The sequence below is a fragment of the Aeromonas sp. genome (assembly GCF_051657805.1).
GTDB lineage: Bacteria > Pseudomonadota > Gammaproteobacteria > Enterobacterales > Aeromonadaceae > Aeromonas.
The window spans coordinates 1-23,601 of record NZ_JBOFLJ010000011.1 but is presented as its reverse complement, the minus strand read 5'-3'; the positions used below and the strand labels follow the sequence as shown (position 1 = coordinate 23,601).

The following is a 23,601-nucleotide window of genomic DNA, read 5'->3' as shown; positions in this document are numbered from 1 at the left end:
GCCCCCGCTACCGTCCGATGCGATCTGATGTCAGAATATCAGCCCTGCCAGATGGCACCAAGAGGAAGCTTGCGATGAGCTCAATGGGAAGGAACAGGCTCAGATGTTGAACCCGGATCTGCTGATGGCGCTCCATTATTGCGCCGTGATCACCCTCACCGGGGCCGTCACCTCCGTCTATTTCCTGTTTCGGCGCGGCATGTCCATCGAGCAGGTGCGCAAGTTGCTGCTCGCCGACAACCTGGCGGCCCTGGCGCTGCTGCTCATCTTCATCACCGGCGTGCTGCAGGTACTCGCCCATCCCATGACCCCCTCCGCCCTGCTCGCCAACCCCGGCTATCGCACCAAGCTGCTGCTCTTCTTCGTCATGGCCATCAGCTTCGGCTACCCCAGCCGGCTGTTCCACCGCTGGCGCCGCTCCCTGCGCCAGGGGCGGGCCCCCATCGTCTCCACCCAGCAGCAGTTCTGGGTGATCTGGATCCTCAGGGCCAACCTGCTGTTGCTGGCCCTGATCCCCGTGCTGGCCAAGCTCGCCAACGACTGATCCGCAGGCATCCCGACCCAGCCAGCGATGACGGCATCCTGCACGTCACTCCGTGGCTGCCCCGCCTGTCCCCATGGCGGGCAGGCGGGCCAGCGACTGGCCCACGGCGCCCCTGCCGGGATCGCAAACCCCGCGACAAGCCCCCCCGTACACGGGTATCGTGGTGACAGGGGCCAGGGCTGGCTCCCGTTGTCACTGCCTCAGGGATGGATCTGTATGCGTTCGAACATGATGTTATTGATGGCCGCCGCCATTTGGGGGCTGGGCTTCGTGGCCCAGCGCCTGGGGATGGATCACATGGGGCCCTTCACCTTCAACGGCCTGCGCTTCCTGCTCGGCGCCCTCTCCCTGCTGCCCCTGCTGTGGTGGCTGAAATCACGGCAGCCCAGCGCGCCATCCGGATCATCGTCAGGCGATCGCCGCCTGCTGCTGATTGGCGGTCTGCTCGCCGGCACAGTGCTGTTCAGCGCCGCCTCCCTGCAGCAGGTGGGGCTGCTCTACACCACGGCCGCCAAGGCGGGTTTCATCACGGGCCTCTACATCATTTTGGTGCCCGTCATCGGCCTCTTGCTGCGCCACAAGACGGGGACCAACACCTGGGTCGGCGGCCTCATCGCCATGGCCGGGCTCTACTACCTCAGCGTGACCGACGACTTCACCATGGGCTACGGGGACCTGCTGCAGGTGGTCGGCGCCCTGTTCTGGGCCATCCACCTGCTGGTGCTGGATCACTACTCCAACCGGGTCGCGCCGATCCGCCTCGCCGGGGTGCAATTCCTGGTGTGCGGCCTGCTGAGCCTCACCACCGCCTTCATCATCGAGACGCCTACGCTCGGCGGCGCCCTCGCGGGCTGGCAGGCCCTGCTCTACGCAGGTCTGGTGTCGGTCGGCATCGGCTACACCCTGCAGGTGGTGGGTCAGCGCGGCGCTCACCCGGCCCATGCCGCCATCATCCTCAGCCTGGAGACGGTGTTTGCCGCCGTCGGCGGCGTGCTGCTGCTGGGCGAATCCCTGGACGAGCGGGCCGTGGTCGGCTGCTGCCTGATGCTGGCAGGGATGCTCATCTCCCAGATCCGCCTGCGCTGGTGGTGGAAGTCCCGTCGGGACAAGGTGCCCAGCCAATGAATGCAAAGAGGAGCCACTATGGCTCCTCTTTCGTCTTGGCGAACGCGGAGTCAGTGAAGGCTGCGCCTCGCCACTCAGCCCTGCACGCTGGAGCAGAAGCTCACGTCGTCCCTCAGGGGATCGCTGCTCACGCTGTGGTAGAGCTCGAAGCAGGGGCCGTCGCCGAAGGCCAGCCCGGCCGCCACTATCTCGCCGACGTGCTCCTGCCACAGGGGTCCGTACTGGCTTCTGTCCGTGATCACATAGCGGGACTGGGCATAGCGGCCGGCGGGGATCAGCTGGGATTCCACCTCCCCCGAGACCGCCGTTCCCGCCGGCACAGTCACCCCTATATCGGTGCGACACAGGGCCGGCGCCGTCACCTCAGGGTTGTCGTGGTAGATGAAGATCCACTCCCCCTCCGCCAGCCCGCGCGGCGCCGCCCACTGATAGAGCCGCTGGCAGACGGGATCATAGCCCTCCCCGTAGGGACCGGTGACGCGAATAGAGGCCAGGGTACGGGCACTCATCTGTTCGGTTTTCATCCTGAAACTCCTCTCGTTTGACACCCCCTCAGCATGCCCGTCACTCAAAGAGAAAGCGTGTCCATCCTTGCGCTCCTGGTGTCCAATCTTGCTGTTTGGCAGCCGCTCCGGATGGCGACGCACCTCCCCCGGGGTCATGGCGAACTGCTTGCGAAACGCCTTGGCGAAGGCCTGGGAGCTGGCAAAGCCCGCCGCCAGCGCCACGCTGGTGACCGGTGCCTTGCCGTAGCGCAGGGCGGCGCAAGCCCGCTCCAGCCGCAGCCTGCGCTGCATCTCGCCCGGGGACTCGCCGGTCACGGCGGTAAAGACCCGGTGGAAGTGGTAGCAGGAGAGGCAGGCCAGCGCCGCCACCTCGTTCAGGCTCAGCTCGGGATCCTGCTCCAGGGCACGGATGGCGGGCCGCAGGCGGGCACGGTAGTCGATCATGACAGTCTCACTCTCATAGCGCTCACGGCAGGCGCACTCGCCCCATATGCAGGGCATCGACGAAGCGCCCCTCGCGAAACGCATAGGCGGGGGAGCGCCCCTCCTCCACGAAGCCGTGCTTGCGATAGAGCGCGATGGCGGCCGCGTTGTCGCTGTAGACGGTCAGCTCGAGGCGCTGCAGGTTGAGCCAGTTGTCCGCGAGATCCACCGCCGCCCCCAGCAGGGCCGAGCCCACGCCGCGGCCGGCCCAGTCGTCCCGCACCCCCATGCCAAAGGACGCCACATGGCGGCGCCGCGGGTTGGCCTCCAGCCAGAGCCTGAGATCCCCCACCAGCAGCTCATCCACCATGGCCACCAGGCCGTAGCCGCTGCGCTCCGCCAGCCGTTGCTGCCACATGGCCAGGGTCGGATAGGGCATCTGCAGGGTGCCCGCCTGAGCCCTTGGCATGGCATAGAGATCCCGCAGCCCCTGGGCATCGCCGACCTCCACCTGACGGATCCTGATTTCAACCATTTTCTCTCCTCCCTGCTGAATGACTGTTTGTCCAAAATAGCGCCCTTTGCATCCGTCGCCAACTCCATTAGGGCCATCTATCAAACACTTAGGCATGACCGATTGGCCCCGCTCGCGCCCCCTGCCGTATCGTGCCTCCATCATCACAAGGAGATGCCCCATGACCGACAAGACCCTGCACAGCGCCAATGGCGCCCCCGTCGTCGACAACAACAACAGCCTGACCGCCGGCCCCCGTGGCCCGGTACTGATGCAAGACATCTGGTTGATGGAGAAACTCGCCCACTTCGACCGCGAGCGCATCCCGGAGCGGGTGGTGCACGCCAAGGGCTCGGGCGCCTACGGCACCTTCACCGTGACCCACGACATCAGCCGGTTCAGCAGGGCGGACTTGTTCAACGCCGTCGGCAAGCAGACTCCCGTATTCCTGCGCTTCTCCACCGTCGCCGGTGAGAAGGGGGCCGCCGATGCAGAGCGCGACGTGCGCGGCTTCGCCCTGAAGTTCTACACCGAGCAGGGCAACTGGGATCTGGTGGGCAACAACACCCCGGTCTTCTTCATCCGCGATCCGCTCAAGTTCCCGGACTTCATCCACACCCAGAAGCGGGATCCCCGCACCAACCTGCGCAGCGCCACCGCCGCCTGGGACTTCTGGTCCCGCCACCCGGAGTCCCTGCATCAGATCACCACCCTGTTCAGCGACCGCGGCATCCCCAGGAGCCTGCGGGAGATGAACGGCTACGGCAGCCACACCTTCAGCTTCATCAACGACGCGAATGAGCGCTTCTGGGTCAAGTTCCACTTCAAGACCGAGCAGGGCCACAGCTTCTACACCGACGAAGAGGCCGCCGCCGTGGTCGGTCAGGATCGGGAGAGCAGCCAGGCGGACCTGTTCAACGCCATCGAGCGGGGGGACTTCCCGCGCTGGAAGGTCTATGTGCAGGTGATGCCGGAGGCCGAGGCCCATACCTATGAGATCCACCCCTTCGATCTCACCAAGGTGTGGCCCCACAAGGACTACCCCCTCATCCCGGTCGGGGTGCTGGAACTCAACAAGAACCCGGACAACTACTTCGCCCATGTGGAGCAGGCCGCCTTCACCCCGGCCAACGTGGTGCCCGGCATCGGCTTCTCGCCGGATCGCATGCTGCAGGGACGGCTCTTCTCCTACGGTGACACCCAGCGCTACCGCCTCGGGGTCAACCACGGTCTGCTGCCGGTCAACGCCCCCCGCTGCCCGTTCAGCGGTGCCCACCGCGACGGCGCCATGCGAGCGGACGGCAACGGCGGCGCCAGCCCGAACTACCAGCCGAACCGCTTCGGCACCCAGACCCCGAGTGGCCAGCAGGAGCCGGCCCTGAGCCTGGAAGGGGCGGCCCTGCACTACGACTTCCGCGACTACGATGACGACTACTACAGCCAGCCGGGCAACCTGTTCCGCATCATGGATGAGGGTCAGCGTGCGCGCCTCGCCGCCAACCTGGCGCGTTCGCTGGTCAGCGTGGAGGACGACGCCATCGTCCAGGCCCAGCTCAGACACTTCGAGCAGGCGGATCCGGAATACGCCAAGCGGGTCGAACTGGCTCTCGCCGCCCTGCAGCGCTAAGCCACTGATAGAAAATAAAAAAGGAGGCCAATCGGCCTCCTTTCATGTTCCTGGAAACATGTAAATACGGGGCCCTGAGGCCTCGCTTTCAATTAATCATGGCTCCCGAACCCGGCGCCCTCGTGCTCTGCCCGCTCCGCCCCGACAGGGGGTTGTACCACCAGCCATTGCGATGACGTTGGATATTAACAAGGAGTGGAAGAGCTACGAGCCTCCATGAGCAACAATAAAAACGGGGCCCACAGGCCCCGTTTTTATTTAATCATCAATCCCGAACGGAACGCGCTTCGCGCTCTGCCCGTTCCCGTACCAACAGGCGCTTGTACCACCAGCCATTGCGACGACGTTGGATATTAACAAGGAGTGGAAGAGCGACGAGCTCTCCATGAACAACAAATAAAAACGGGGCCCACAGGCCCCGTTTTTATTTAATCATCAATCTCGAACGGAACGCGCTTCGCGCTCTGCCCGTTCCCGTACCAACAGGCGTTTGTACCACCAGCTACTGCGACGACGTTGCATATTGGAAGAGCGACGAGCCATTTGCTTAGATCCCAGCCGAGAGAAGAAAGTGCCGCATTATGCGATAGAGATCACGTCCATGTCTGTAGCTGGATCAAGAAAAGGCTCACTGACCCACGGTGATCGTCTCCCGGTTAGGGTTACCTTCGGCGGCAGGCTGATACAACTGAGGCTCACGCCAGGCCAGAGGGCCATTGCTCTCCTGCGGATTCTGCGGGCCGCACTCCAGCCAGATATCCCCCTGCTGGATGCGGGCCCCCAGGGAGAACTTCTGATCCTGATACCAGCAGACCCGCTCCGGCAGTGATCCGAGCGGCAGCACCAGATCCGTGCCCACCGAGTGGCGAGAAGGTGTCTGCACCTTGACCGGATCCCCCAGGGCGCTAGTGGCCCCCACCAGGGCAAGCAGAGAGAAAACGAATTTAATCATGGCAAGGAACCTGTGATGAAAGAGCCCGATCCATAGAGGCGACCATAGCCGTCGCCCACTTGACCAAAAAGTGACGGCTCATCTGGCATTCCGGGGGCAATATGATAGCCTGCCAGCGCCCGCCGGCTACACCCATCAAGCAGGCGAGCCAGTTCAGGTGATGTTGTCGGGATAGGACAATATATTACCTTATTAATCAAATAATTACTTGGATATGTTGTCGATGCGTATCATGCCGTTGCTCAAGGCTGCCTGCCTGAGCCTGATGTTGTCAGCCTGCGTTGCCCCCCTCCTGCTGATGAGCCCCACCAGCCAGCTGATGTGGGCCCTGCTCAAACCCCTGGTCGGTTTCGACCCGAACGAGGCGAATCTGTTCGAGCAGCCCCTCATCAAGGACCGCATGACCGCCATGCTGGGCCCCAACTACGACACCACCATGCAGTTGCTCAAGACCGCCAACGAGCTGCAACAGGAGGGGCCGCTGTTCTACGTGGTCTCCCGCTATGCCCCCGTGCCGGACATCGCCAAGCAGGCGGGCATGGTGTGGAACGCCGACACCAACCAGCTCTCCGTCATGCTGCAAAAAGGAGACGGAGCGACCCAGGTGTTCGGTGAGAACCTGACCGCGGCCACCCCGAGCTGGCCGAGCGCAATGCAAAACTGGCAAGCAGGCAGCCCGACCGCCACCGCCCTCGGCGGGGTCGGCAAGGCCATGACGGGATCCGGCGGCTCCCTGCTCGGCAACATGGTGGGCGCCATGCAGCAGAGCGCGACCCAGGCCATCACGGGCTCCGCCAAGCAAGCGGTCGGCAGCGCCACCGAGGCAGCGACGCAGCAGGTGAACAAGGGCGTCACCGGCACCCTGCAGCAGGCCAACCAGGCGGTGACGGACTCCGCCAAGCGGGCGGTGAACGACGCCGCCGTCAGCACCCAACAACAGGCGACCAAGGCCGTCACTGACACCACCAAACAGGCGGTCAGCGGGGCTGCGACCACACTGCAGCAGCAAGCCACCCAGGCCGTGACCAATTCGGCCAAACAGGCTGTGAGCAGCGCCGCCGTCAGCACCCAGCAACAGGCGGCCAAGGCCGTCACCGATACAGCCAAACAGGCTGCGAGCAGCGCCGCCGTCAGCACCCAGCAACAGGCGGCCAAGGCCGTCACCGATACTACCAAGCAGGCTGCGAGCAGCGCCGCCGTCAGCACTCAGCAACAGGCGGCCAAGGCCGTCACCGACACCGCCAAGCAGGCCGCGAGCAGCGCCACCGTCAGCACCCAGCAGCAGGCAACCAAGGCCGTCGCCGACACCGCCAAGCAGGCGGTGAGCGGTGCGACCACGACCGTGAAGGCAGAAGCGACCAAGCTGGAGGCCCAGGCAGTCGGACAAGGAGACCAGGCCAGGGCGGATGCCGAGGCCGAGCTGGAAAAACTGCTCAACTGATACTCGGTGGCATATCCCACCATGCAAACAGGCCACCCTGGGGTGGCCTGTTGTCTATCTGCGATGAGGCAGTGAAACCTTAGAAGTGGCGATCCTGCTCGGAGGGCTTGGCCACCTTGTCTTCGCTGTGCTCGATGGCGGTGCGGATAAGGTCGACCCCGGCCCGGATGATCAAGACCCCCATGTTCACCAGCTTGACGCAGACCCACATGAATGTGATGAGCAGTATCAGCTTGAGGACTGTCTGGAAGGCCTCCAGGAAGTTCTGTTCCAGCTGGTTGGTGAGGCCGTTGGCACTGGTCATCAGCCAGGTGTACACCTCGCGCACGAAGGGGATGCGGCTCGGCATCTCCAGCACGTCCAACGCGGCGGGCAAGGCCTGGAAGATGACGATGCTGCCGAACAGTATCAAGATGACGCCGATGGCGACCCCGAGGAAAAAGCCAAACTGTCTCATGGAAAGCCCCAAGATGAGTTGCGTGAAAGGAACAATAGCCGCCAATACTAGGGACTGCCTCCGCCAACGGCAATCCTTGTGGCCCAGATTGGGCCGAGGCTGCGTCAGTTGCGACAGGGATGTGTCGGTAAACCATTGCCCAAGTCGCTGATTTCTGTGACCCTTGCCCCATTCATCAGCCTTCACGGACCCACCATGATCCGCGCCCTCTTTTTCCTGTTTCTGTTGCTGTCACCCCTGCTCACCGTCCAGGCCGATCAAACGGCCCCCGGCGCGGCCGCCTGCGTGATCCGCCACCAGCAACAACTGCTGCTGGTGCAAGACAGGATCTCCGGCCGCTACAGCCTGAGCGGCGGCTACATAGACGCGGGGGAGAACGCCGAGCAGGCGGCCCTGCGGGAACTCCATGAGGAGACGGGGCTGCAGGGTCGCATCACCGCCGAGCTGGGGCGTTGGCAGCGGGCCCAACTGTTCGCCTGCCAGACCCTCACTCCCATCCAGGCCCAGCGAGGCTCGGGCTTTGTCTCCATACTGCAGGCACCGAACCTCGGCGGCGAGATCCTCAATGCCAGGCTGATCGAACCGGCCTTGCTGCCAGATGGGGAGCGCCGCTTCCCGGCGCAGCTCGACTGGCTAATCCCCAGGCTCGGCGAGGTGGCCGAGAGTCCGGTCCAGTGGCAGGCCAATTTCAGCGAGGACGCCAGCCCATTGCACCGGGCCGAGCTGCCCCTGATCCAGCGCCTGCAAGGCTGGATTGGGCCGAACGCCCTCTGGCCCCTGGCCGGCAACCTGCTCGGCACGGCCCCCGTCCAGCTCGGGGTGGCCCTGCTGCTCCTGCCCCTGCTCGGCTGGCCCAGGCTGTACCGTATGCTGTTTACCATGGCGCTGCTCACCCTGCTGGTGCAGCTCGCCAAGGAGGGATTGGGCTGGCCCCGGCCCTTCCATCTGGACCCCGCGCTCGCGGGGCAGAGCGCCCAGGGCTTTGGCATGCCGAGCGGTCACACCGCCTCCGCCTTGCTGTGCTGGGGCCTGCTGCTCTGCTCGCTGCCCGGGATCCGGGCCTGGCAAGGGATCACGCTCGCCCTGCTGCTGGCGTGTCTGGCGGGACTGGCCCGGGTCTGGCTCGGGGTGCACTTCATCTCGGACGTGGTGGCGGGCCTGGGGCTCGGCACCCTGCTGCTGGCCCTGCGCAAACCTCTCTTCGCCCTGGCGGACAACCGCGGCTCCTGGGCGGCCCTGATCCTCGTCAGCCTGCTGGGGGCCTGGCTCACCCAATCCAGCGCCCTGGGGGCGCTGGCCATGTTCACCCTTGGCCTGGTATCGGGTACTCTGTTCCCACTCGAACGACACCCTGTGCCCGCCCTAGGCTCGGCCCTGCTGGCCCTGTCGGTCAGCCTGGGCATGGGCGGCCTGTTGCTCACCCTGCCCCTGCTCACCAGCAGCTCCCTGCTGATCCTGATAGGGCAGGGCGTGCTCCTCGGCGGCCTGGGGCTCTGGCTGAGTGCCGGCCTCTGGTGGTCACTGCGTTTTATCAACCCCGGCTCCACGCACCGGGGCCCAACCCCTCATTAAAGGGAATGCGATAGCTATGAAAAAAGTGGATTTGGCCAAGATCACCCTGGGGGTGCTGTTCCTCAGCCTGCTCATCATCTCGTGCTTCATGGTGCTGCGCCCCTTCCTGCCCGCCCTGGTGTGGGCCACCATGATCACCATTGCCACCTGGCCGCTGATGCAGATGGCCCAGCGCCTGCTGTGGGGCAAGCGCGCCCTGGCCGCCCTGCTGATGAGCAGCATCTTGCTGCTGATGTTTGTCATTCCCCTGTTCATGACCCTGGCCAACGTGGCGGAGAAGGCCCCCATGCTGATCGAGCTCGGCACCCAGCTGAGCCACTCGCCGCCCCCGGAACTGCTCTGGCTGCAACAGGTCCCCGTGGTCGGCGACAAGCTGTATGAGTTCTGGCAGCAGATCCTGGCGAGCGGCGGTCAGGTGCTGTTCGCCAAGCTGGCCCCCTACTTCGGCCAGACCGCCCGCTGGCTGGCGGCCCAGGCGGGCAATCTCGGCCTGCTGTTCGTCCACTTCATGCTGACCGTGGCCATCTGCGGCCTGCTCTACCACTCCGGTGAGAAGGCGGCCGACGGCATTCGCCGCTTCGCCCACCGGTTGGCGGGACAGCGTGGTGACAACGCCACAGTGCTGGCCTCCCAGGCCATTCGTGCCGTCGCCATGGGAGTGGTGGTCACCGCCCTGGTGCAGTCCTCGGTGGCCGGGCTCGGCCTGCTGATCGCCGGCATCCCCTACACCATGGTGTTGGTGGTGCTGATGTTCCTGCTGATCGTGGCCCAGATCGGTCCCTTCCCCGTGCTGCTGGCCAGCGTCGGCTACCTCTACTGGAGCGGCGACACCACCTGGGGCACCTTCCTGCTGGTCTGGTCCGTGCTGGCGGGCACCATGGACAACTTCCTGCGCCCCTTCCTCATCAAACGCGGCGCCGATTTGCCGCTGATCCTGATCCTGGTCGGGGTCATCGGCGGCCTGCTGGCCATGGGGATCATCGGCCTCTTCATCGGGCCCGTGGTGCTGGCGGTCGGTTACACCCTGCTGGATGCCTGGATCAAGGAGGATGAACATCCCGCGACCGCCGTCACAGCACCACCCCAGGAGAAGGCGTTGCCATGATCCAAAACGCCGCCCTCGGGCGGCGTTTTGTTTTCAAGATCAAGGGACAGGCGCTGGCCCTTTGAAAGACTCGACGCCAGCCTAGAACCAAAGTTCGAATCCCTTGCGCCAAATCCGAACCAGGGTTCGAGCTAACGCCGCCTCCCCCCTACCGTCCCGCATCGCCCCTAGCCACAATGCCTCCACCATTTCGGAGGAGCAAAAGATGAACGAACTGAGAGCAACACGCGCCCTGATCACCGGTGGCGCCAGCGGGATCGGACTGGCCATCGCCGAGTCACTGGCCCGTGAGGGGGTAGAGCTGATCCTGGCGTCCCGTCGCCAGTCATTGCTGGAGCGAGAGGCGGCTCGCCTTAGCGCCCAATACGGGGTGAGGGTGCTGCCCCTGGTGCTGGATGTGTGCGACGGCCCCCAGGTGCGTGCCCAGCACGCCCAGGCCAGCGCCCTGCTCGGCCCCATCGATCTGCTGATCAACAACAGCGGGGTTGGCAGCGATTATCTGGTGCAGGATCTACCGGAATCGGAGTGGGACAGGGTGATGAACACCTGCGCCAAGGGGACCTTCCTGCTGACCCAGGCCTGCCTGCCGGACATGCTGGCCCGCCGCCACGGCACCATCATCAACATCGCCTCCCAGGCCGCCAAGCACGGCTACGCCAGGGCCAACGTCTACTGTGCCGCCAAGTTTGCCGTGCTGGGATTTGCCAAGGCGCTGCGGGAAGAGGTGCAGCATCAGGGCATACGAGTGCATACCCTCTGCCCCGGCCTGGTACAGGTGCCGCCCCCGGCCTGCGCCAGTGAGCGCAAGCCCGGCTGGTTGCAGGTGGAAGATCTGGCCGAGGCCGTGCTCTACACCCTGCGCCAACCCGCCCACGTCCAGCTCGACGAGATCGGCATGACGGGGATCTGACCCAGGTTATCCAGCTGACGACAGCAATGACATGGGGCGCCGAGGCGCCCCATGCAGTATTTCACGCTGGCATTACCTATCTTGGCGAACTATCAGGCAGGCTGATGCAGGGTGATGCAGTGGATGCCACCACCACCGGCCGCCACAGGATCTATGTCGATCTGCACTATCTCCCGATCCGGATAGAGGCGAGCCAGCAGATCCCGGCAATGACGGTCGGCCTTGGCATCCCCGAACTGGGGAGCGATGACGGCGCCGTTGATGGGCAGGTAGTTGATGTAACCGGCGGCAAAGTCCGGGCTGCGGCTGAATTTATTGTCTCGTCCACCGAGCGGGGGCGGCAGCTGATGCAGCTCCAGTTTGTTGCCATCGGCGTCCGTCGCCTGCTGCAAGATGGCCAGGTGCTGGCGGGTCACCTTGTAGTCGTAGGAGTCGGGATCATTGTCCATGTTGATCACCACCACCCCGGGGCGCACGAAGCGGGCGTAGAAGTCCACGTGAGCGTCCGTGATGTCCTTGCCCTTGATCCCCGGCAGCCAGATGATCTTGCGCAGCCCCAGGTTGGCCTTGAGCTCCGCCTCCACCTGGGACTTGGTGAGGCCGGGGTTGCGGTTGCTGTTGATCCAGCTGCTCTCGGTCATGATGGCGGTGCCGTTGCCGTCCACCTCGATGCCGCCCCCCTCGCCGATGAGATCGCTCTGCAGGTAATAAGCGTCCGCCTGACGGCTCACCAGGGAGGCTATCCTGGTGTCATAGCTGTGCTCCTGCTTGTCTCCCCAACCGTTGAAGTTGAAGTCCACCAGCCCGAGTTCCCCCTGCTCGTCCTGCACGAAGACGCCGCCGGTATCCCGCAGCCAGATATCGTCCATCACGGCGTGGATGAAGTGGGTGTTGCGCTCGCCGCACAGCTGGCGCGCCAGATCCTCTTCTTCCTCATGACAGAGCACGTTGACCCGGGTGTAGGGGGCCATGGCTTTCACCAAGCGGCCTATGGTGGCCTGCACGTCCTTGTAGTTGCGACCCCAGATCTCGCTGGTGGCACCGAAGGCCACCCAGACCTGGGCCTGGGGGGTGGACTCCTCCGGCATGTGGTAGCGGCCGGCGGCACTGGTCTCGCCGGCGGCGAAGGCCGAGCTGGCGCCGGGCAGGCTGCCAAACCCGGCGATGGCGCCGAGGGCGACCAGCTGTTTCAATACGTGGCGTCGGGAAAACATCTTTCTACTCCTAGGGTTCAGAGGCTGCTCTTGAAGCGAGTCCAGGCTCGCATGCGGGCACGCATCTGGGATTGAGCGATATCCTGGCCCGGAATGAGCCGCTGGTAGCTGGCCTCGTCCAGGTAGATATCCGGGTTGGCCGTCATGGTGGTATCCACCATGGGCTTGGCCTTGGCACTGGCGGTCGGATAGCCGGTGCTGTTGGTGATGGCCGCCATGTTGGCGGGGCGCATCACGAAGTTGATAAAGGCGTAGGCATATTCAGGATGGGGGGCATCCGCCGGGATCGCCATGGTGTCCATCCAAATGGTGCTCCCTTCCTTCGGCAATCTGTATTCGAAGTCGGCCCCCTTGCCTGACTCGGCGGCCGCGCGCCTGGCCTGGGTCATGTCGCCGCTGTAACCCAGAGAGAGGCAGAGATCCCCGTTCACCAGCTGGGTCACCGGCTGGGACTGGAACTTGCGGATATAGGGCTTGATCCCCTTGAGCAGGGCCAGGGCCGCCTCCAGATCCGCCGCCTTGCCGCTGCGGGGATCCCGCCCGAGGTAGTGCAGCACCACCGCCAGCACCTCGTCCGGGGAGTCCAAGACCGAGATGCCGCAATCCGCAAATTTTGCCGCCAGCTCGGGCTTGAACAACATGTCCAGGCTGTTCACCGGGGCATCCGGCATCCTCTGCTTGATCGCATCCGCATTGTAGGTGAGCCCTATGGTGCCCCAGGTGTAGGGCACCACGGCCTCCTTCGCATGGGGGTAGGCCAGCTGCAAGCGCACCAGCTCGGGATCCAGATCGCCGAGGTGCTGCAACTTGTCCTTGTCGAGCGGCTGCAGACTGCCCGCCCGCATCAGCCGCTCCGCCACCGTATCGCCTGGGAAGATGAGGTCATAACCGCTGCGACCCGCCATCAGCTTGGCCTCCAGGGTCTCGCTGCTGTCCATCACGTCGTAGATGACCCGGATCCCTGTCTCCCTGGTGAATTCGCTCAGGGTATCGGGGGCGAAATAATCGGACCAGTTGTAGAGGCGCAGCACCTTCTCCTCTTGCGCCTCCTCGGCCTGAACCCCGACGCTCAGCAGCAGGGCCAGCCCCATGGCTATCTTGGTCAAGACGCTCATGATGGACGCCCTCCCCGATGGCTGCGTCCGTCCAGGCTCAGCAAGGCGCCATACATCTCGGGGCGGCGATCCCGATAGATACCCCAGGTCAGCCGCTCCTCCGCCATGGCGGCCAGATCCAGCTCCTGCACCAGCACCCCCTGGCTGTCCCTGTCCGCCTCGGCCAGCAGGGCCCCCTTGTGATCCGTGATGAAGGAGGAGCCATAGAAGCGCATCTGAAGCTCGGGATCCCGGGTCGCCACCTCGCGTCCGATGCGGTTGGCGGCGATCACCGGCATGATGTTGGCGGCGGCGTGACCGCGCTGGGTCAGCTGCCAGTGATCCCGCGAATCGAGCGCCTCGGCACCCGGCTCGGAGCCGATGGCGGTGGGATAGAGCAGCAGCTCGGCCCCCTGCAGCGCCATGGCGCGGGCCGCCTCCGGGAACCACTGATCCCAGCAGATGCCGACCCCGATGCGGCCAGCGGCCGTGTCCCAGACTCTGAACCCCGTGTCCCCCGGGCTGAAGTACTCCTTCTCCTGATAACCGATGGCGTTCGGGATATGGGTCTTGCGATAGACCCCGAGCAGCCGGCCATCCTCATCCGCCACCGCCAGGGAGTTGAAGTAGGCGTTGCCGGCGCGCTCGAACCAGCTGATGGGCAACACCACCCCCAGCTCCCGTGCCAGGGCCGAGAAGCGGCGCAGCACCCGGCTCTGTTCGAACGGTTCCGCCAGCGCAAGATGGCCGTGATACTGCTCGATGCAGAAGTAGGGAGTGGCGAACAGCTCCTGCAACAGCACCAGGTTGGCCCCCTTGGCGGCGGCTTCCCGTACCAGGCTCTCCGCCATGTCCAGATTGCGCTCCAGCTCCCAGCTGCAGGCGAATTGCGTGGTGGCGACGACTATCTTGCTCATCCGTATACCCTCCCCGACACCCGTTCCCGCCGACAGGCGAACTGCATGGTTGCGACGACCTTGTTCATGAATCTCTCCTCCCTGATCCCGTCATGGCGCCTCGCCAGGTTCACCCGGCGAGGCGCGTCCCTATCCTTAACCTTGCAACGGCCAGGCCGGCTGCTGCTGAGTGATGCAGTGAATGCCACCGCCGCCGTGGGCCAGCTGGTTGATCCGCACCGGCACCAGCTGCCGGTCCGGGAAGGCGAGCCTCAGCACCTCCCCCGCAGCCTCGTCCGCTGCCACGCCGTAGGCAGGCATGATGATGGCGCCGTTGGCGATGTAGAAGTTGGTGTAGGAGGCGCAGAACACCTCGGCCTCGGCGTCCACCGCCTCGCTCGCCTCGAACAGCTCGAGGCACTCGAAGGTGCGACCTCTCGCATCGGTAGCCAGGGCCAGGGCACGGCGGTTCTCCCGCACGACCCGGCCATAGGTGGAGTTCGTATCCAGGGTCGCGTCCACCAGCAGGTGGCCGGGGCGGCTGAAGGCGCAGACCCCGTCCACGTGACCGTCCGTCATGTCGCCGGTGACGTGGTCTGGATCCCCCGGCAGCCAGATAGTCTTCTCGATGCCGAGCAGGCGGCTGAAGATCCCTTCGATCTCCCGCTTGTTCATGCCGGGGTTACGGTTGCTGTTGAGCAGCACGGATTCCGTGGTGATCAGGGTGCCCTCGCCGTCCACGTGGATGGCGCCCCCCTCGTTGGCGAGGAAGCTGCCGATGCAATCCAGCTCCAGGCTGTTGAGGACGCGCCGTGCCAACCCCTCGTCCAGACCGTGGGCCGACTTGCCGCCCCAGGCGTTGAAGCGCCAGCTGATGCCGGCGGTGCCGAGCTCGGGATGGCAGATGAAGGTGGGACCAGAGTCACGGCACCAGCTGTCATCCACCGGCAGGGGAATGAAGCGCACCCCCTCGCCGCAGAGGGCGCGAGCCTCTGCGACGGCGCTGGGATCCACCACCAGATTCACCGGTTCGAAGCGGGCGATGGCGTTGACCACCCGGGCGAAGTCCTGCTGCACCTGGGCCAGGGTCACACCCCAGCCGTTTTCCCACAGCGCCTTGTTGTGCGGCCAGACCATCCAGGTCGCCGCATGCCGGCACCATTCGGCAGGCATAAACCAGCCTGCTGCCATCATTCCCTGCTCGCGCATCTCAGCCTCTCTGATTAGGTACTATTAAGGTTGTTGACGATGGGAATAGACTATTCTCCCGAGAGATGGGTAACAAACGATCGATTTTCGATAAAAGTGATAAGCGGAGCTAATCAATGATGTTCAAACACTGGCCTCCCCTCAACGTGCTGCGAGGCTTCGAGGCGGCGGCCAGGCTCGGCAGTTTTCATCAGGCGGCCCAGGAGCTGCACCTCACCCAATCCGCCATCAGCCAGCAGATCCGCTCCCTGGAGGAGCTGATCGGCCAGCCCCTGTTCTATCGGCAGGGTCGCTCAGTGGCCCTGACCGACGCGGGCCAGGATCTGCTGGAGACCACCCAGAAGGTGCTGCTGCAACTGGCGGTGGGGATCCAGCGGCTCGAGCAGTATCGCAAGCCGAACCAGCTGGTGCTCAACACCAGCACCGCCATCGCCCGCCACTGGCTTCTGCCCCGGCTGGCCGATTTCCACCGCCAGCATCCCGGTATCGATCTCTGGCTGTTCACCGGCGACGACACCCCGAACATGGCCGAGCAGACCATAGACATAGCGCTGCGCTGGGGCCTGGCTCCTCAGGCGGAGTGCCGCCATCAGCCGCTGCTGGCGGATCGCCTGCTGCCGGTGGCGAGCCCGGCGGTGCTGGCACAACCGGCGCAGGAGCGCACCACCTTGCACGGGGAGCGGGAGATGGACTGGCACCACTGGACCCTCAAGGGCGGCGAGGATCTGCAGCTGCTCACCCAGGGGCTCAACTTCTCCGATCCCGGCCTGCTGCTGGATGCCGCCCAGGCAGGCCTGGGGGTGGCGCTGGTGAGCGAGCGGCTCTCCCGCCCGGCCCGCCAGCAGGGGCTGCTGCAACCCCTCTCCAGCCACAGGGTCCCCGGCCCGAGCTGGAGCCTGCTAGTCCATCAGGAGAGCGATGGCGGCCACCAGTGCCGTACCTTCTGCCACTGGCTGGAGCGGCAGTTTGCCGAGGGGGATGAGGAAGCGAACCTCTGAGGGGGGTCACTGAATCGGCCAACCCGCCGTGGTTAAATGGTGGATTCGCCCCATGTCGGAATTCGCCGTGACCCAGCCATCCATCCAGCCGCCCCACACCTGGCCCGACGAACTGCAGGCCTCCTGGCTGCGCTGCGCCCACCAGACCAGCCGGGAGCTCTGGCACCCGCCCCACAGCGCCAGGGGCCAGACCCTGCACAGCCTGCGCCAGCGCAAGCGGGATCTGCTCACCACGGGGGAGATGGCGCTGGAGGATCTCTACGAATACATGGAGGGGCGTCCCTGTGCCCTGCTGCTGACCGACGAGAGCGGCTGTCTGCTGGCCCGCACCGGCCACAATGAGACCCTGGCGGAACTGGAGTCCCTCGGCTTCGGCCCTGGCGCCTTCTTCAGCGAGGGGCGCATCGGCACCAACGCCATCAACCTGGCGGCCCTGACGGGCACGCCCCTCACCGTCAGCGGCCCCCAGCACTTCAACCGCACCCTGCATCCTTGGCACTGTTGCGCCAGCCCTGTCTACAACAGCACTGGCCGCCAGGTCGCCATCGTCGCCCTGGTGTGCAAGGTGGAGTCAGCGACCGCCAGCGATCTCGCCCTCACCGTCAGCGCCGGGCGCGAGCTGGCCAACATGCTGCGTGCGGAAACCCTGATGCAGGAGTCCCAGCACCACCTGAGCGAGCTCTATGCCCTGCTCGATGGCATGGATGACGGCGTACTGGCCTGGGATCCCCAAGGCAGGCTGCGCTACCTCAATACCTTGGCGGCCCGGCGACTGCGCCTCGACCCCGAGCGCTGCCTCGGCCAGCCGCTGACGCAACACCTGCTGCTGCCCCAACGATTGCGGCTCGCCATCGAGGGGCAGACCGGCCTCAGCCACGTGGAGCTGACCCTGGAGCGGGTCGGGGAGCAGAGCGGGGACTTCATCAACGCCCTGGTCAGCCTCAAGCCCCTGCCGGGACCGGACGGGGTCGGCTTCATCGCCCTGATCCACCCCGTCGATCGCTTGAGGGCCATCCATCAGCTGCGCCAGTCGGTGCCCGAACTCTCCACCCTGGTGGGGGAATCCGCTCCCATGCGCACGCTGCTGCGCCATGCCAGGCAGGCGGCCCGCAGTGCGGGGCCCATGCTGCTGCGCGGTGAGGAGGAGGTGGGCAAGGGACAGATCGCCGAGGCCATCCACTTTGCCGGCGAGCGCGCCGATGGCCCGCTCATCCTGTTCAACTGCCAGGCCCTGCCACCAGAGCGGATGGCGCTGGAGCTGATGGGCTCCGACGAGGCGGGACAGGAGCGGGCCGGCAAGTTCGAACTGGCCCACGGCGGCACCCTGGTGCTGGAGCAGATAGAGTATCTGCCCGCCCCCATGCAGGCGGCCCTGCTGCAACTGCTCAAGACGGGCCGCATCCAGCGCTTCGACTCGGCCCGCATCCTACCGCTCAGGGTGAGGATCATCGCCACCAGTAGCGCAGCGCTGGAACAACGGGTGCAGGAGGGAGGGTTCGGACGCCAGCTGCTCTACGCCCTGCAGGCCTGCGAACTCCGGGTGCCCAGCCTGCGCGAGCGCGGGGCAGACCTGCCTGCCCTCATCGGCCAGCAGCTGAGTGCCCGGGGGCGAGCGCCCCATCGTCGCTTCAGCCCGGCGGCCCTCGACTGCCTGCTGGCCTATCCCTGGCCCGGCAACCTGGGGGAGCTGCGCAGCGCCATCGAACACGCCCTGCTTCAGGGGGGCGACGATCCCATCCCCCCGGAGGCGCTGCCGGCCGCCATTTGCCACGGTCATCGACGGCTGGCCGAGGAGCCGGTGGGGCAACCCCTGCTCAGCCTGGCCGAGCTGGAACGCCAGGCCATCCGGCGCTGCGCCCTGGCCTGTCAGGGGCAGATCGGCCTGATGGCCCAGCAGTTGGGGATCAGCCGCACCACCTTGTGGCGCAAGCTGAAGCAGTGGCAGATAGATCCCCTGGCGCAGCAATGAATCGCCGAGGGAAATAGAAAAGAGGGGCCTTGGCCCCTCTTTCTTGTGCTACTCCGTGCTATCTCCTACTCCCCGAAGCGCCCCTCGGCCACTAGCCTGAAGGCCTGGATCGCCTGCTCCGCCTGGGGGCCGCTGGCCCTCAGCTCGATCTCGTCCCCACAGCGCACATCCAGCATGGCGAGTCGGGTCAGGCTGCGAGGGTTGATCCCCTTCTCCCCCTTGTAGAGGGTGAGCTCGGCGTCGAACGGCTTGAGGGCCGCCACCAACTTGGCGGCGGGGCGCACGTGCAGGCCATGGGGGTTGCACACCCGGTGGCGCCAGCAGAGGGTCGCCGCAGAAGAGGGCTCAGGCACAACAACCACCGGTGCCAGCCCCTGCCCCAGCATGGCGACCTTGGCCTGCAGACCCGCCATGGCCTCGGCGGCCACCTCATCGAGCCCCAGACCCGCGCCGGCCGCCACCACGGCGGCCAGGGTCCCCTCCACCAGAGGGGCCGGGCAGAGCCGCACCCGAGCACTCAGCTCGGGGGGCAGTAGCTCGAGGGCGGTCTCTGCGCTCAGCAGGGCTGAGCCGAGATCCATCAATACCAGCACACCGCTGCCATCGTCCGCCTGCTCTATGGCGCTCATCACGGCGATGGCATCTGTGCCTATGGGGTGCTCGGGATCATCCACACCGGCCGCCAGCAGCAGGGGGGCCGGGCTGCCCAGCTGGGCGGCCAGCTCGCCGATGCCGGCGGCCAGGGTGGCGCTGTGAGAGACAAGGACTATGCCTATCATGTCAGAGCCTCGCCCGGTCGCGCAGGGCGGTCAACAGCAACAGGGTCGAGGTAGCTCCCGCATCCTGATGGCCTATGCTGCGTTCCCCCAGGTAGCTGGCGCGCCCCTTGCGGGCCTGCATCTGTATGCTGGCCTCGGTGCCCGCCGCCGCGGCAGCCACGGCCCCATCCAGCGCCTCGACCAGTGGCAGGCCTTGCTGCTGCGCCCGCTGCAGGGCGGCCAGGGCCGGCCACCAGGCGTCACACATAGTCTTGTCGCCGGGCTCGGCGCGGCCACGGGAGACGATACCCTCCACCCCGTCCGCCAGCATCCGGGTCAGCTGATCCAGACTCAGGCTCTGGCAGGCATCGGCACTGGCCGCCGCGCGGATGAAGAAGGTGCCGTAGAGGGGCCCGCTGGCCCCTCCCACCGAGGAGAGCAAGGTCATGCCCGTGGTCTTGAGCACCTGGCCAATGTCCTTGTCCGCCACCGCCGGCAGCTTCTCCGCCACCTTGGCGAAGCCACGCTGCATGTTGAGGCCGTGGTCACCGTCGCCGATGTCGGTATCCAGCGCGGTGAGATGGTCGCGCTGTTCGGTGAAGATGTGCTCGCAGTCGAGCAGCCAGTTCACTATCTGATGTTTGCTTAACATGACTATTCCTCAGCAGCCACGGCGCAGGGCCGGTGTATGAACGGGAGCATCCCACAGGGTCATCAGCTCGTCATCCACCTTGAGCAGGGTGATGGAGATCCCGGCCATGTCGAGGGCGGTGCAATAAGGGCCGATGAGGTTTCGCACCAGGTGGATGCCGGCATCCTCGCACAGGGTGGCGAGATGACCATAGACCCCGTAGAGCTCGGAGAGAGGTGTGCCTCCCAGGCTGTTGACCAGGGCGATCACCCTGTCCCCCTCGTTGAGCGGCTCGATGAAGGCGTGCTCCTCCTGCCAGCTCCCCGAGGCCCTGTCCCAATGGCGCAGGGTGCGGCCATAGGGGCTGTTGTCCGTCAGCTCCCTGAACATCTCATCCACCAGGGTATCGAGACTTGTGAAGGGACGGCGTGCTATGCCGGGCTCACCGTGAATGCCGACCCCGAACTCCAGCTCGCCGTCTGCCAAGGTGAAGGAGGGTTTGCCCGCCGCCGGGACCGTACAGGCGTGGGTGGCGATCCCTATGGTGCGGCCCTGGTTGTTGATGCGCCGTGCCAGCGCCTCACAGCGATCCAGGTCATAACCCGCCTCAGCGGCAGCCCCGACCAGCTTCTCGCACAGCACTGTGGTGGCCACCCCGCGGCGACCGGCGGTATAGAGGCTGTCCTTGACCGCCACGTCGTCATCGATGAGGGCAAAGCCGACCCTGACCCCATCCCCGTGCAGCAGCTCGACGGCCGTCTCGAAGTTGAGCACATCGCCGGTGTAGTTCTTCACCAGGAAGAGCACGCCGGCGCCGCCGTCCACCGCCTGGCCACACTCATACATCTGATCCGGAGTCGGCGAGGTAAAGATCTCGCCGGGGCAGGCACCGTCCAGCATGCCCATCCCCACCAGGCCGCCGTGCATGGGCTCGTGCCCGCTGCCACCGCCGGAGACCAGCGCCACCTTGCCCATCACGGGGGCGTCGGCACGGGTGATGTAGTGAGGCTCGATACGGACCCTGAGCTCGGGGTGGGCGGCGGCCATCCCCATCAGTTGTTCACGGACCACGGCATCAACGGCATTGATCAGCTTCTTCATGGCTCACTCCTCGACTCGCCCCGGGGGCGGATGATTGATGGAACCAGTCTAGCGAGAGCACTGGGGATAAAAATGACGGGCATCGGGGTTCGGATTTGAAACCGGGGAGGAGGGGTTGGCGTTTCAATCTGAAACGAGGGGCGGCCAGGGAGCAGAAAACTGTTAGCCCCCTCACAGAGACGAAAAAGGGCCCCCGCGGGAGCCCTTCTCGACATCGGTTTGGCTTAGATGGCCCAACCACCGGCGTAGAACACCACGAGCGCCACCGCGATGATGACGGTACCGACGTTGAGCTTCTTCCACTCGGCGGCAAACAGACGGCCGACCACCAGGGCCACGAAGCCCAGCATGATGCCGGTCACTATGTTGCAGGTGAGCACGATGAAGACGGCGCACAGCATGCCGGACAGGGCATCTACCGAATCCTTGAAGTCCAGCTTGGTGACGTTGCCCAGCATCAGCAGACCCACATACATCAGGGCCGGCGCGGTGGCGTAGGCCGGCACCAGATAGCTCAGGGGGGAGAGGAAGATCATCAGCAGGAAGAGCACGCCCACCAGGGTGGCGGTCAGGCCTGTCTTGCCACCGGCGGCGGTGCCTGCGGCGGACTCGATGTAGACGGCAGCCGGAGCCCCACCCACGGCGCCCGCCACCATGCTGCTGACGGAGTCGGCGGTCAGGGCCTTGCCGCCGCTGATGATGTGGCCACGCTCGTTGATGAGACCGGCCTGACCCGCCACGGCACGTATGGTGCCAGTCGCGTCGAACACGGCGGTCATCACCAGAGCCAGCACGGTCGGGATGACCACGGGGTTGAGGGCTCCCAGCAGATCCATGCTGCCCACAAGTGAGCCCTTCTCACCGGTCAGGCTCGGCATGGCGAAGAAGCCCTGCCAGGTCACCTTGGGATCGAAGGCCAGCCCCAGGGCGGAGATGGCGATGATCACCATCAGGATGCCACCCGGCACCTTGCGGCGCTCCAGGCCGAAGATGGCCGCCAGCCCCAGCACCGTCATGATGACCGGGAAGGAGGTGATCTCGCCGAGCTGCACCGGCAGGCCGGCCCCCTCGTTCTTGATCACCATGCCGACACCGTTGGTGGCGATCAGCAGCAGGAACAGGCCGATGCCGATACCGGTGCCGTGAGCGATGCCGGAGGGTAGGTTGTCCAGGATCCACTGGCGCACGCCGGTCACGCTGATCAGGGTGAACAGCACCCCCATCAGGAAGATGGCACCCAGCGCCACCGGGATGCTCAAGCCCTGCCCCAGCACCAAGCTGAAGGCGGTGAAGGCGGTGAGGGAGATGGCGCAGCCAATGGCCATGGGCAGCTTGGCCCAGAGACCCATCAGCAGGGAGCCGAAGGCCGCGATCAAGCAGGTCGCGACGAACACGGGCCCCTGCTCAAAACCGGCGACACCCAGCATGTTCGGCACCACTATGATGCTGTAGACCATGGCCAGGAAGGTGGTCAGCCCGGCCAACAACTCCTGGCGCACGCTGCTGCCGCGCTCGGAGATGGAAAAATAGGAATCCAGAAAGCCGCTCTTTCCTGCTTGGGCGGCGATATCTTGCGTTGCCATAACTCATCCTGAAAGTGTGAAGGAAATCGTTTGCTTTTATGGCTGCGCAAAATAGCAAGAATTTGTCAGGATTGCAGCGACTTCTCCGAACTTTTCCACAAAGTCATGACAAAAAGCTCCATTTGTGGCTCATCGTGCTCACCAGGAGAGTCGATCCCCCTGGATGAGGGCTCCTATACTGCAATGACCACGTGGCGCCCGACTGGAGATGAGCATGCACACGCGCAACCTGTTGAACGACATTCCCTCCCCCCTGCCCAACGAGTTCTTCCAGGATCTGGTCAGCACCAACCACCTGCGCATCGAGCGCATCGTCTCTCACGGCCATCAGAGCGCTCCGGGGGAGTGGTACGATCAGGATGAGCACGAGTGGGTGCTGATCGTGCAGGGGGAAGCCAGCCTGCTGTTTGTCGATCCCCAGACCCAGGAACAGCAACAGGTACTGCTCGGGCCGGGGGACCATATCAACATCCCCGCCCGTCAGAAGCACAGGGTAGAGTGGACCCATCCAGACATGCATACCATCTGGCTCTGCGTATTCTACTGACAGAGCTCAGAAGCCCTAAAAACCTGTACTTTGTGGTGAAATGGACGAGAAAAGGCGAGGAAACTCTGTGGGGATTAGGAAAGCAGAAATGAAAAAGCCCAGTCTTCCGACTGGGCTTCTTAAGTAGTGGCGGAGCGGACGGGACTCGAACCCGCGACCCCCGGCGTGACAGGCCGGTATTCTAACCGACTGAACTACCGCTCCGCATTCGGTTAGCTTTCGCTAAATCATGTGCCGCTTCGTTGAGATGTCATCCTCGCAGCCAATCGTGCAATGTGTGCACAACTGTTTAATTGGGTGCCTGGCAGTGTCCTACTCTCGCATGGCGAATGCCACACTACCATCGGCGCTACCGCGTTTCACTTCTGAGTTCGGCATGGGATCAGGTGGTTCCACGGCGCTATGGCCGCCAGGCAAATTCTTAA

At 65.0% G+C, this 23,601-nt stretch carries 22 protein-coding genes, 1 tRNA gene and 1 rRNA gene; 10 read left to right on the top strand and 14 right to left on the bottom strand.

Going from position 1 to position 23,601, the window contains the following annotated elements:
- Nucleotides 1-103: 103 nt before the first annotated feature.
- On the top strand, nucleotides 104-544 hold the full coding sequence (locus ACRCYW_RS04965; protein ID WP_438549053.1) for a DUF2214 family protein: 441 nt from the start codon (nucleotides 104-106) through the stop codon (nucleotides 542-544).
- A 216-nt stretch (nucleotides 545-760) separates the two neighbouring features.
- Nucleotides 761-1,669, top strand: coding sequence for a DMT family transporter (locus ACRCYW_RS04960; RefSeq protein ID WP_438549052.1), 909 nt, complete (start codon nucleotides 761-763; stop codon nucleotides 1,667-1,669).
- Nucleotides 1,670-1,743: 74 nt separating this feature from the next.
- Here the strand turns inward: ACRCYW_RS04960 and ACRCYW_RS04955 are convergent, their stop codons facing one another.
- On the bottom strand, nucleotides 1,744-2,619 hold the full coding sequence (locus ACRCYW_RS04955; RefSeq protein WP_438549051.1) for an AraC family transcriptional regulator: 876 nt from the start codon (nucleotides 2,617-2,619) through the stop codon (nucleotides 1,744-1,746).
- Nucleotides 2,620-2,641: 22 nt separating this feature from the next.
- The gene (locus ACRCYW_RS04950; RefSeq protein ID WP_438549050.1) at nucleotides 2,642-3,133 is read right to left on the bottom strand and encodes a GNAT family N-acetyltransferase; all 492 of its coding nucleotides are present in this window, start codon (nucleotides 3,131-3,133) and stop codon (nucleotides 2,642-2,644) included.
- Nucleotides 3,134-3,293: 160 nt separating this feature from the next.
- Between ACRCYW_RS04950 and ACRCYW_RS04945 the strand changes: the two genes are divergently transcribed.
- Nucleotides 3,294-4,739 (top strand): catalase, encoded by a 1,446-nt coding sequence (locus tag ACRCYW_RS04945; protein ID WP_438549049.1) that lies wholly within the window; start codon nucleotides 3,294-3,296, stop codon nucleotides 4,737-4,739.
- A 628-nt stretch (nucleotides 4,740-5,367) separates the two neighbouring features.
- On the opposite strand, the gene ACRCYW_RS04940 is transcribed toward ACRCYW_RS04945, so the two are convergent.
- The gene (locus ACRCYW_RS04940; protein ID WP_438549048.1) at nucleotides 5,368-5,691 is read right to left on the bottom strand and encodes a YnjH family protein; all 324 of its coding nucleotides are present in this window, start codon (nucleotides 5,689-5,691) and stop codon (nucleotides 5,368-5,370) included.
- 223 nt (nucleotides 5,692-5,914) lie between these two features.
- Between ACRCYW_RS04940 and ACRCYW_RS04935 the strand changes: the two genes are divergently transcribed.
- Nucleotides 5,915-7,132, top strand: coding sequence for a hypothetical protein (locus tag ACRCYW_RS04935; RefSeq protein WP_438549047.1), 1,218 nt, complete (start codon nucleotides 5,915-5,917; stop codon nucleotides 7,130-7,132).
- Nucleotides 7,133-7,211: 79 nt separating this feature from the next.
- Here the strand turns inward: ACRCYW_RS04935 and ACRCYW_RS04930 are convergent, their stop codons facing one another.
- Nucleotides 7,212-7,589: a hypothetical protein gene (locus ACRCYW_RS04930; RefSeq protein ID WP_438549046.1), complete on the bottom strand. Its 378-nt coding sequence runs from the start codon at nucleotides 7,587-7,589 to the stop codon at nucleotides 7,212-7,214.
- Nucleotides 7,590-7,784: 195 nt separating this feature from the next.
- Between ACRCYW_RS04930 and ACRCYW_RS04925 the strand changes: the two genes are divergently transcribed.
- From ACRCYW_RS04925 to ACRCYW_RS04915, 3 genes are all read left to right on the top strand, one after another.
- On the top strand, nucleotides 7,785-9,161 hold the full coding sequence (locus ACRCYW_RS04925) for a bifunctional NUDIX hydrolase/phosphatase PAP2 family protein (protein WP_438549045.1): 1,377 nt from the start codon (nucleotides 7,785-7,787) through the stop codon (nucleotides 9,159-9,161).
- 10 nt (nucleotides 9,162-9,171) lie between these two features.
- Nucleotides 9,172-10,266 carry an AI-2E family transporter YdiK gene (gene ydiK, locus ACRCYW_RS04920; protein WP_438549091.1) on the top strand — a complete coding sequence of 365 codons (1,095 nt, stop codon included), beginning with the start codon at nucleotides 9,172-9,174 and terminating at the stop codon, nucleotides 10,264-10,266.
- A gap of 205 nt (nucleotides 10,267-10,471) precedes the next feature.
- A complete protein-coding gene (locus tag ACRCYW_RS04915) occupies nucleotides 10,472-11,176 on the top strand; it encodes an SDR family oxidoreductase (RefSeq protein ID WP_438549044.1) in 705 nt (234 codons plus the stop codon).
- Nucleotides 11,177-11,268: 92 nt separating this feature from the next.
- Here the strand turns inward: ACRCYW_RS04915 and ACRCYW_RS04910 are convergent, their stop codons facing one another.
- The 4 genes from ACRCYW_RS04910 to ACRCYW_RS04895 all read right to left on the bottom strand — a co-directional run bounded on the left by ACRCYW_RS04910 (nucleotide 11,269) and on the right by ACRCYW_RS04895 (nucleotide 15,589).
- A complete protein-coding gene (locus ACRCYW_RS04910) occupies nucleotides 11,269-12,390 on the bottom strand; it encodes an agmatine deiminase family protein (RefSeq protein ID WP_438549043.1) in 1,122 nt (373 codons plus the stop codon).
- 17 nt (nucleotides 12,391-12,407) lie between these two features.
- Nucleotides 12,408-13,505 carry an extracellular solute-binding protein gene (locus tag ACRCYW_RS04905; protein WP_438549042.1) on the bottom strand — a complete coding sequence of 366 codons (1,098 nt, stop codon included), beginning with the start codon at nucleotides 13,503-13,505 and terminating at the stop codon, nucleotides 12,408-12,410.
- Nucleotides 13,502-14,401, bottom strand: coding sequence for an N-carbamoylputrescine amidase (gene aguB / locus ACRCYW_RS04900; RefSeq protein WP_438549041.1), 900 nt, complete (start codon nucleotides 14,399-14,401; stop codon nucleotides 13,502-13,504). The genes ACRCYW_RS04905 and aguB overlap by 4 nt, the downstream gene beginning before the upstream one ends.
- Before the next feature lie 135 nt (nucleotides 14,402-14,536).
- The gene (locus tag ACRCYW_RS04895; protein WP_438549040.1) at nucleotides 14,537-15,589 is read right to left on the bottom strand and encodes an agmatine deiminase family protein; all 1,053 of its coding nucleotides are present in this window, start codon (nucleotides 15,587-15,589) and stop codon (nucleotides 14,537-14,539) included.
- A gap of 116 nt (nucleotides 15,590-15,705) precedes the next feature.
- On the opposite strand from ACRCYW_RS04895, the gene ACRCYW_RS04890 reads away from it, so the two are divergent.
- Both ACRCYW_RS04890 and dhaR read left to right on the top strand, forming a co-directional pair.
- Complete coding sequence (locus ACRCYW_RS04890; protein WP_438549039.1) at nucleotides 15,706-16,587, top strand: LysR substrate-binding domain-containing protein; 882 nt, start codon at nucleotides 15,706-15,708, stop codon at nucleotides 16,585-16,587.
- Nucleotides 16,588-16,639: 52 nt separating this feature from the next.
- Nucleotides 16,640-18,556, top strand: coding sequence for a dihydroxyacetone kinase operon transcriptional regulator DhaR (gene dhaR / locus ACRCYW_RS04885; protein ID WP_438549038.1), 1,917 nt, complete (start codon nucleotides 16,640-16,642; stop codon nucleotides 18,554-18,556).
- Nucleotides 18,557-18,621: 65 nt separating this feature from the next.
- Here the strand turns inward: dhaR and dhaM are convergent, their stop codons facing one another.
- The 4 genes from dhaM to ACRCYW_RS04865 all read right to left on the bottom strand — a co-directional run bounded on the left by dhaM (nucleotide 18,622) and on the right by ACRCYW_RS04865 (nucleotide 22,629).
- The gene (dhaM, locus tag ACRCYW_RS04880; RefSeq protein ID WP_438549037.1) at nucleotides 18,622-19,335 is read right to left on the bottom strand and encodes a dihydroxyacetone kinase phosphoryl donor subunit DhaM; all 714 of its coding nucleotides are present in this window, start codon (nucleotides 19,333-19,335) and stop codon (nucleotides 18,622-18,624) included.
- Nucleotide 19,336: 1 nt separating this feature from the next.
- Complete coding sequence (gene dhaL, locus ACRCYW_RS04875; protein ID WP_438549036.1) at nucleotides 19,337-19,966, bottom strand: dihydroxyacetone kinase subunit DhaL; 630 nt, start codon at nucleotides 19,964-19,966, stop codon at nucleotides 19,337-19,339.
- 9 nt (nucleotides 19,967-19,975) lie between these two features.
- Nucleotides 19,976-21,046 carry a dihydroxyacetone kinase subunit DhaK gene (gene dhaK, locus ACRCYW_RS04870; protein WP_438549035.1) on the bottom strand — a complete coding sequence of 357 codons (1,071 nt, stop codon included), beginning with the start codon at nucleotides 21,044-21,046 and terminating at the stop codon, nucleotides 19,976-19,978.
- 224 nt (nucleotides 21,047-21,270) lie between these two features.
- Nucleotides 21,271-22,629 carry an NCS2 family permease gene (locus tag ACRCYW_RS04865; RefSeq protein WP_438549034.1) on the bottom strand — a complete coding sequence of 453 codons (1,359 nt, stop codon included), beginning with the start codon at nucleotides 22,627-22,629 and terminating at the stop codon, nucleotides 21,271-21,273.
- 214 nt (nucleotides 22,630-22,843) lie between these two features.
- Here ACRCYW_RS04865 and ACRCYW_RS04860 point away from each other — a divergent pair, with 214 nt between their 5' ends.
- A complete protein-coding gene (locus ACRCYW_RS04860; protein WP_438549033.1) occupies nucleotides 22,844-23,176 on the top strand; it encodes a cupin domain-containing protein in 333 nt (110 codons plus the stop codon).
- Between the two features lie 127 nt (nucleotides 23,177-23,303).
- Here ACRCYW_RS04860 and ACRCYW_RS04855 read toward each other — a convergent pair.
- Both ACRCYW_RS04855 and rrf read right to left on the bottom strand, forming a co-directional pair.
- A tRNA-Asp gene (locus ACRCYW_RS04855) sits at nucleotides 23,304-23,380 on the bottom strand.
- A 95-nt stretch (nucleotides 23,381-23,475) separates the two neighbouring features.
- A 5S ribosomal RNA gene (rrf, locus tag ACRCYW_RS04850) occupies nucleotides 23,476-23,590 on the bottom strand.
- Between the last annotated feature and the right edge of the window lie 11 nt (nucleotides 23,591-23,601).

Excerpts from the sequence above, each read along its gene's own strand:
- ACRCYW_RS04965 (WP_438549053.1), top strand. The coding sequence starts at position 104 with ATGTTGAACCCGGATCTGCTGATGGCGCTCCATTATTGCGCCGTGATC.
- ACRCYW_RS04960 (WP_438549052.1), top strand. The coding sequence starts at position 761 with ATGCGTTCGAACATGATGTTATTGATGGCCGCCGCCATTTGGGGGCTG.
- ACRCYW_RS04955 (WP_438549051.1), bottom strand. The coding sequence starts at position 2,619 with ATGATCGACTACCGTGCCCGCCTGCGGCCCGCCATCCGTGCCCTGGAG.
- ACRCYW_RS04950 (WP_438549050.1), bottom strand. The coding sequence starts at position 3,133 with ATGGTTGAAATCAGGATCCGTCAGGTGGAGGTCGGCGATGCCCAGGGG.
- ACRCYW_RS04945 (WP_438549049.1), top strand. The coding sequence starts at position 3,294 with ATGACCGACAAGACCCTGCACAGCGCCAATGGCGCCCCCGTCGTCGAC.
- ACRCYW_RS04940 (WP_438549048.1), bottom strand. The coding sequence starts at position 5,691 with ATGATTAAATTCGTTTTCTCTCTGCTTGCCCTGGTGGGGGCCACTAGC.
- ACRCYW_RS04935 (WP_438549047.1), top strand. The coding sequence starts at position 5,915 with ATGCGTATCATGCCGTTGCTCAAGGCTGCCTGCCTGAGCCTGATGTTG.
- ACRCYW_RS04930 (WP_438549046.1), bottom strand. The coding sequence starts at position 7,589 with ATGAGACAGTTTGGCTTTTTCCTCGGGGTCGCCATCGGCGTCATCTTG.
- ACRCYW_RS04925 (WP_438549045.1), top strand. The coding sequence starts at position 7,785 with ATGATCCGCGCCCTCTTTTTCCTGTTTCTGTTGCTGTCACCCCTGCTC.
- ACRCYW_RS04915 (WP_438549044.1), top strand. The coding sequence starts at position 10,472 with ATGAACGAACTGAGAGCAACACGCGCCCTGATCACCGGTGGCGCCAGC.
- ACRCYW_RS04910 (WP_438549043.1), bottom strand. The coding sequence starts at position 12,390 with ATGTTTTCCCGACGCCACGTATTGAAACAGCTGGTCGCCCTCGGCGCC.
- ACRCYW_RS04905 (WP_438549042.1), bottom strand. The coding sequence starts at position 13,505 with ATGAGCGTCTTGACCAAGATAGCCATGGGGCTGGCCCTGCTGCTGAGC.
- aguB (WP_438549041.1), bottom strand. The coding sequence starts at position 14,401 with ATGAGCAAGATAGTCGTCGCCACCACGCAATTCGCCTGCAGCTGGGAG.
- ACRCYW_RS04895 (WP_438549040.1), bottom strand. The coding sequence starts at position 15,589 with ATGCGCGAGCAGGGAATGATGGCAGCAGGCTGGTTTATGCCTGCCGAA.
- ACRCYW_RS04890 (WP_438549039.1), top strand. The coding sequence starts at position 15,706 with ATGATGTTCAAACACTGGCCTCCCCTCAACGTGCTGCGAGGCTTCGAG.
- dhaR (WP_438549038.1), top strand. The coding sequence starts at position 16,640 with ATGTCGGAATTCGCCGTGACCCAGCCATCCATCCAGCCGCCCCACACC.
- dhaM (WP_438549037.1), bottom strand. The coding sequence starts at position 19,335 with ATGATAGGCATAGTCCTTGTCTCTCACAGCGCCACCCTGGCCGCCGGC.
- dhaL (WP_438549036.1), bottom strand. The coding sequence starts at position 19,966 with ATGTTAAGCAAACATCAGATAGTGAACTGGCTGCTCGACTGCGAGCAC.
- dhaK (WP_438549035.1), bottom strand. The coding sequence starts at position 21,046 with ATGAAGAAGCTGATCAATGCCGTTGATGCCGTGGTCCGTGAACAACTG.
- ACRCYW_RS04865 (WP_438549034.1), bottom strand. The coding sequence starts at position 22,629 with ATGGCAACGCAAGATATCGCCGCCCAAGCAGGAAAGAGCGGCTTTCTG.
- ACRCYW_RS04860 (WP_438549033.1), top strand. The coding sequence starts at position 22,844 with ATGCACACGCGCAACCTGTTGAACGACATTCCCTCCCCCCTGCCCAAC.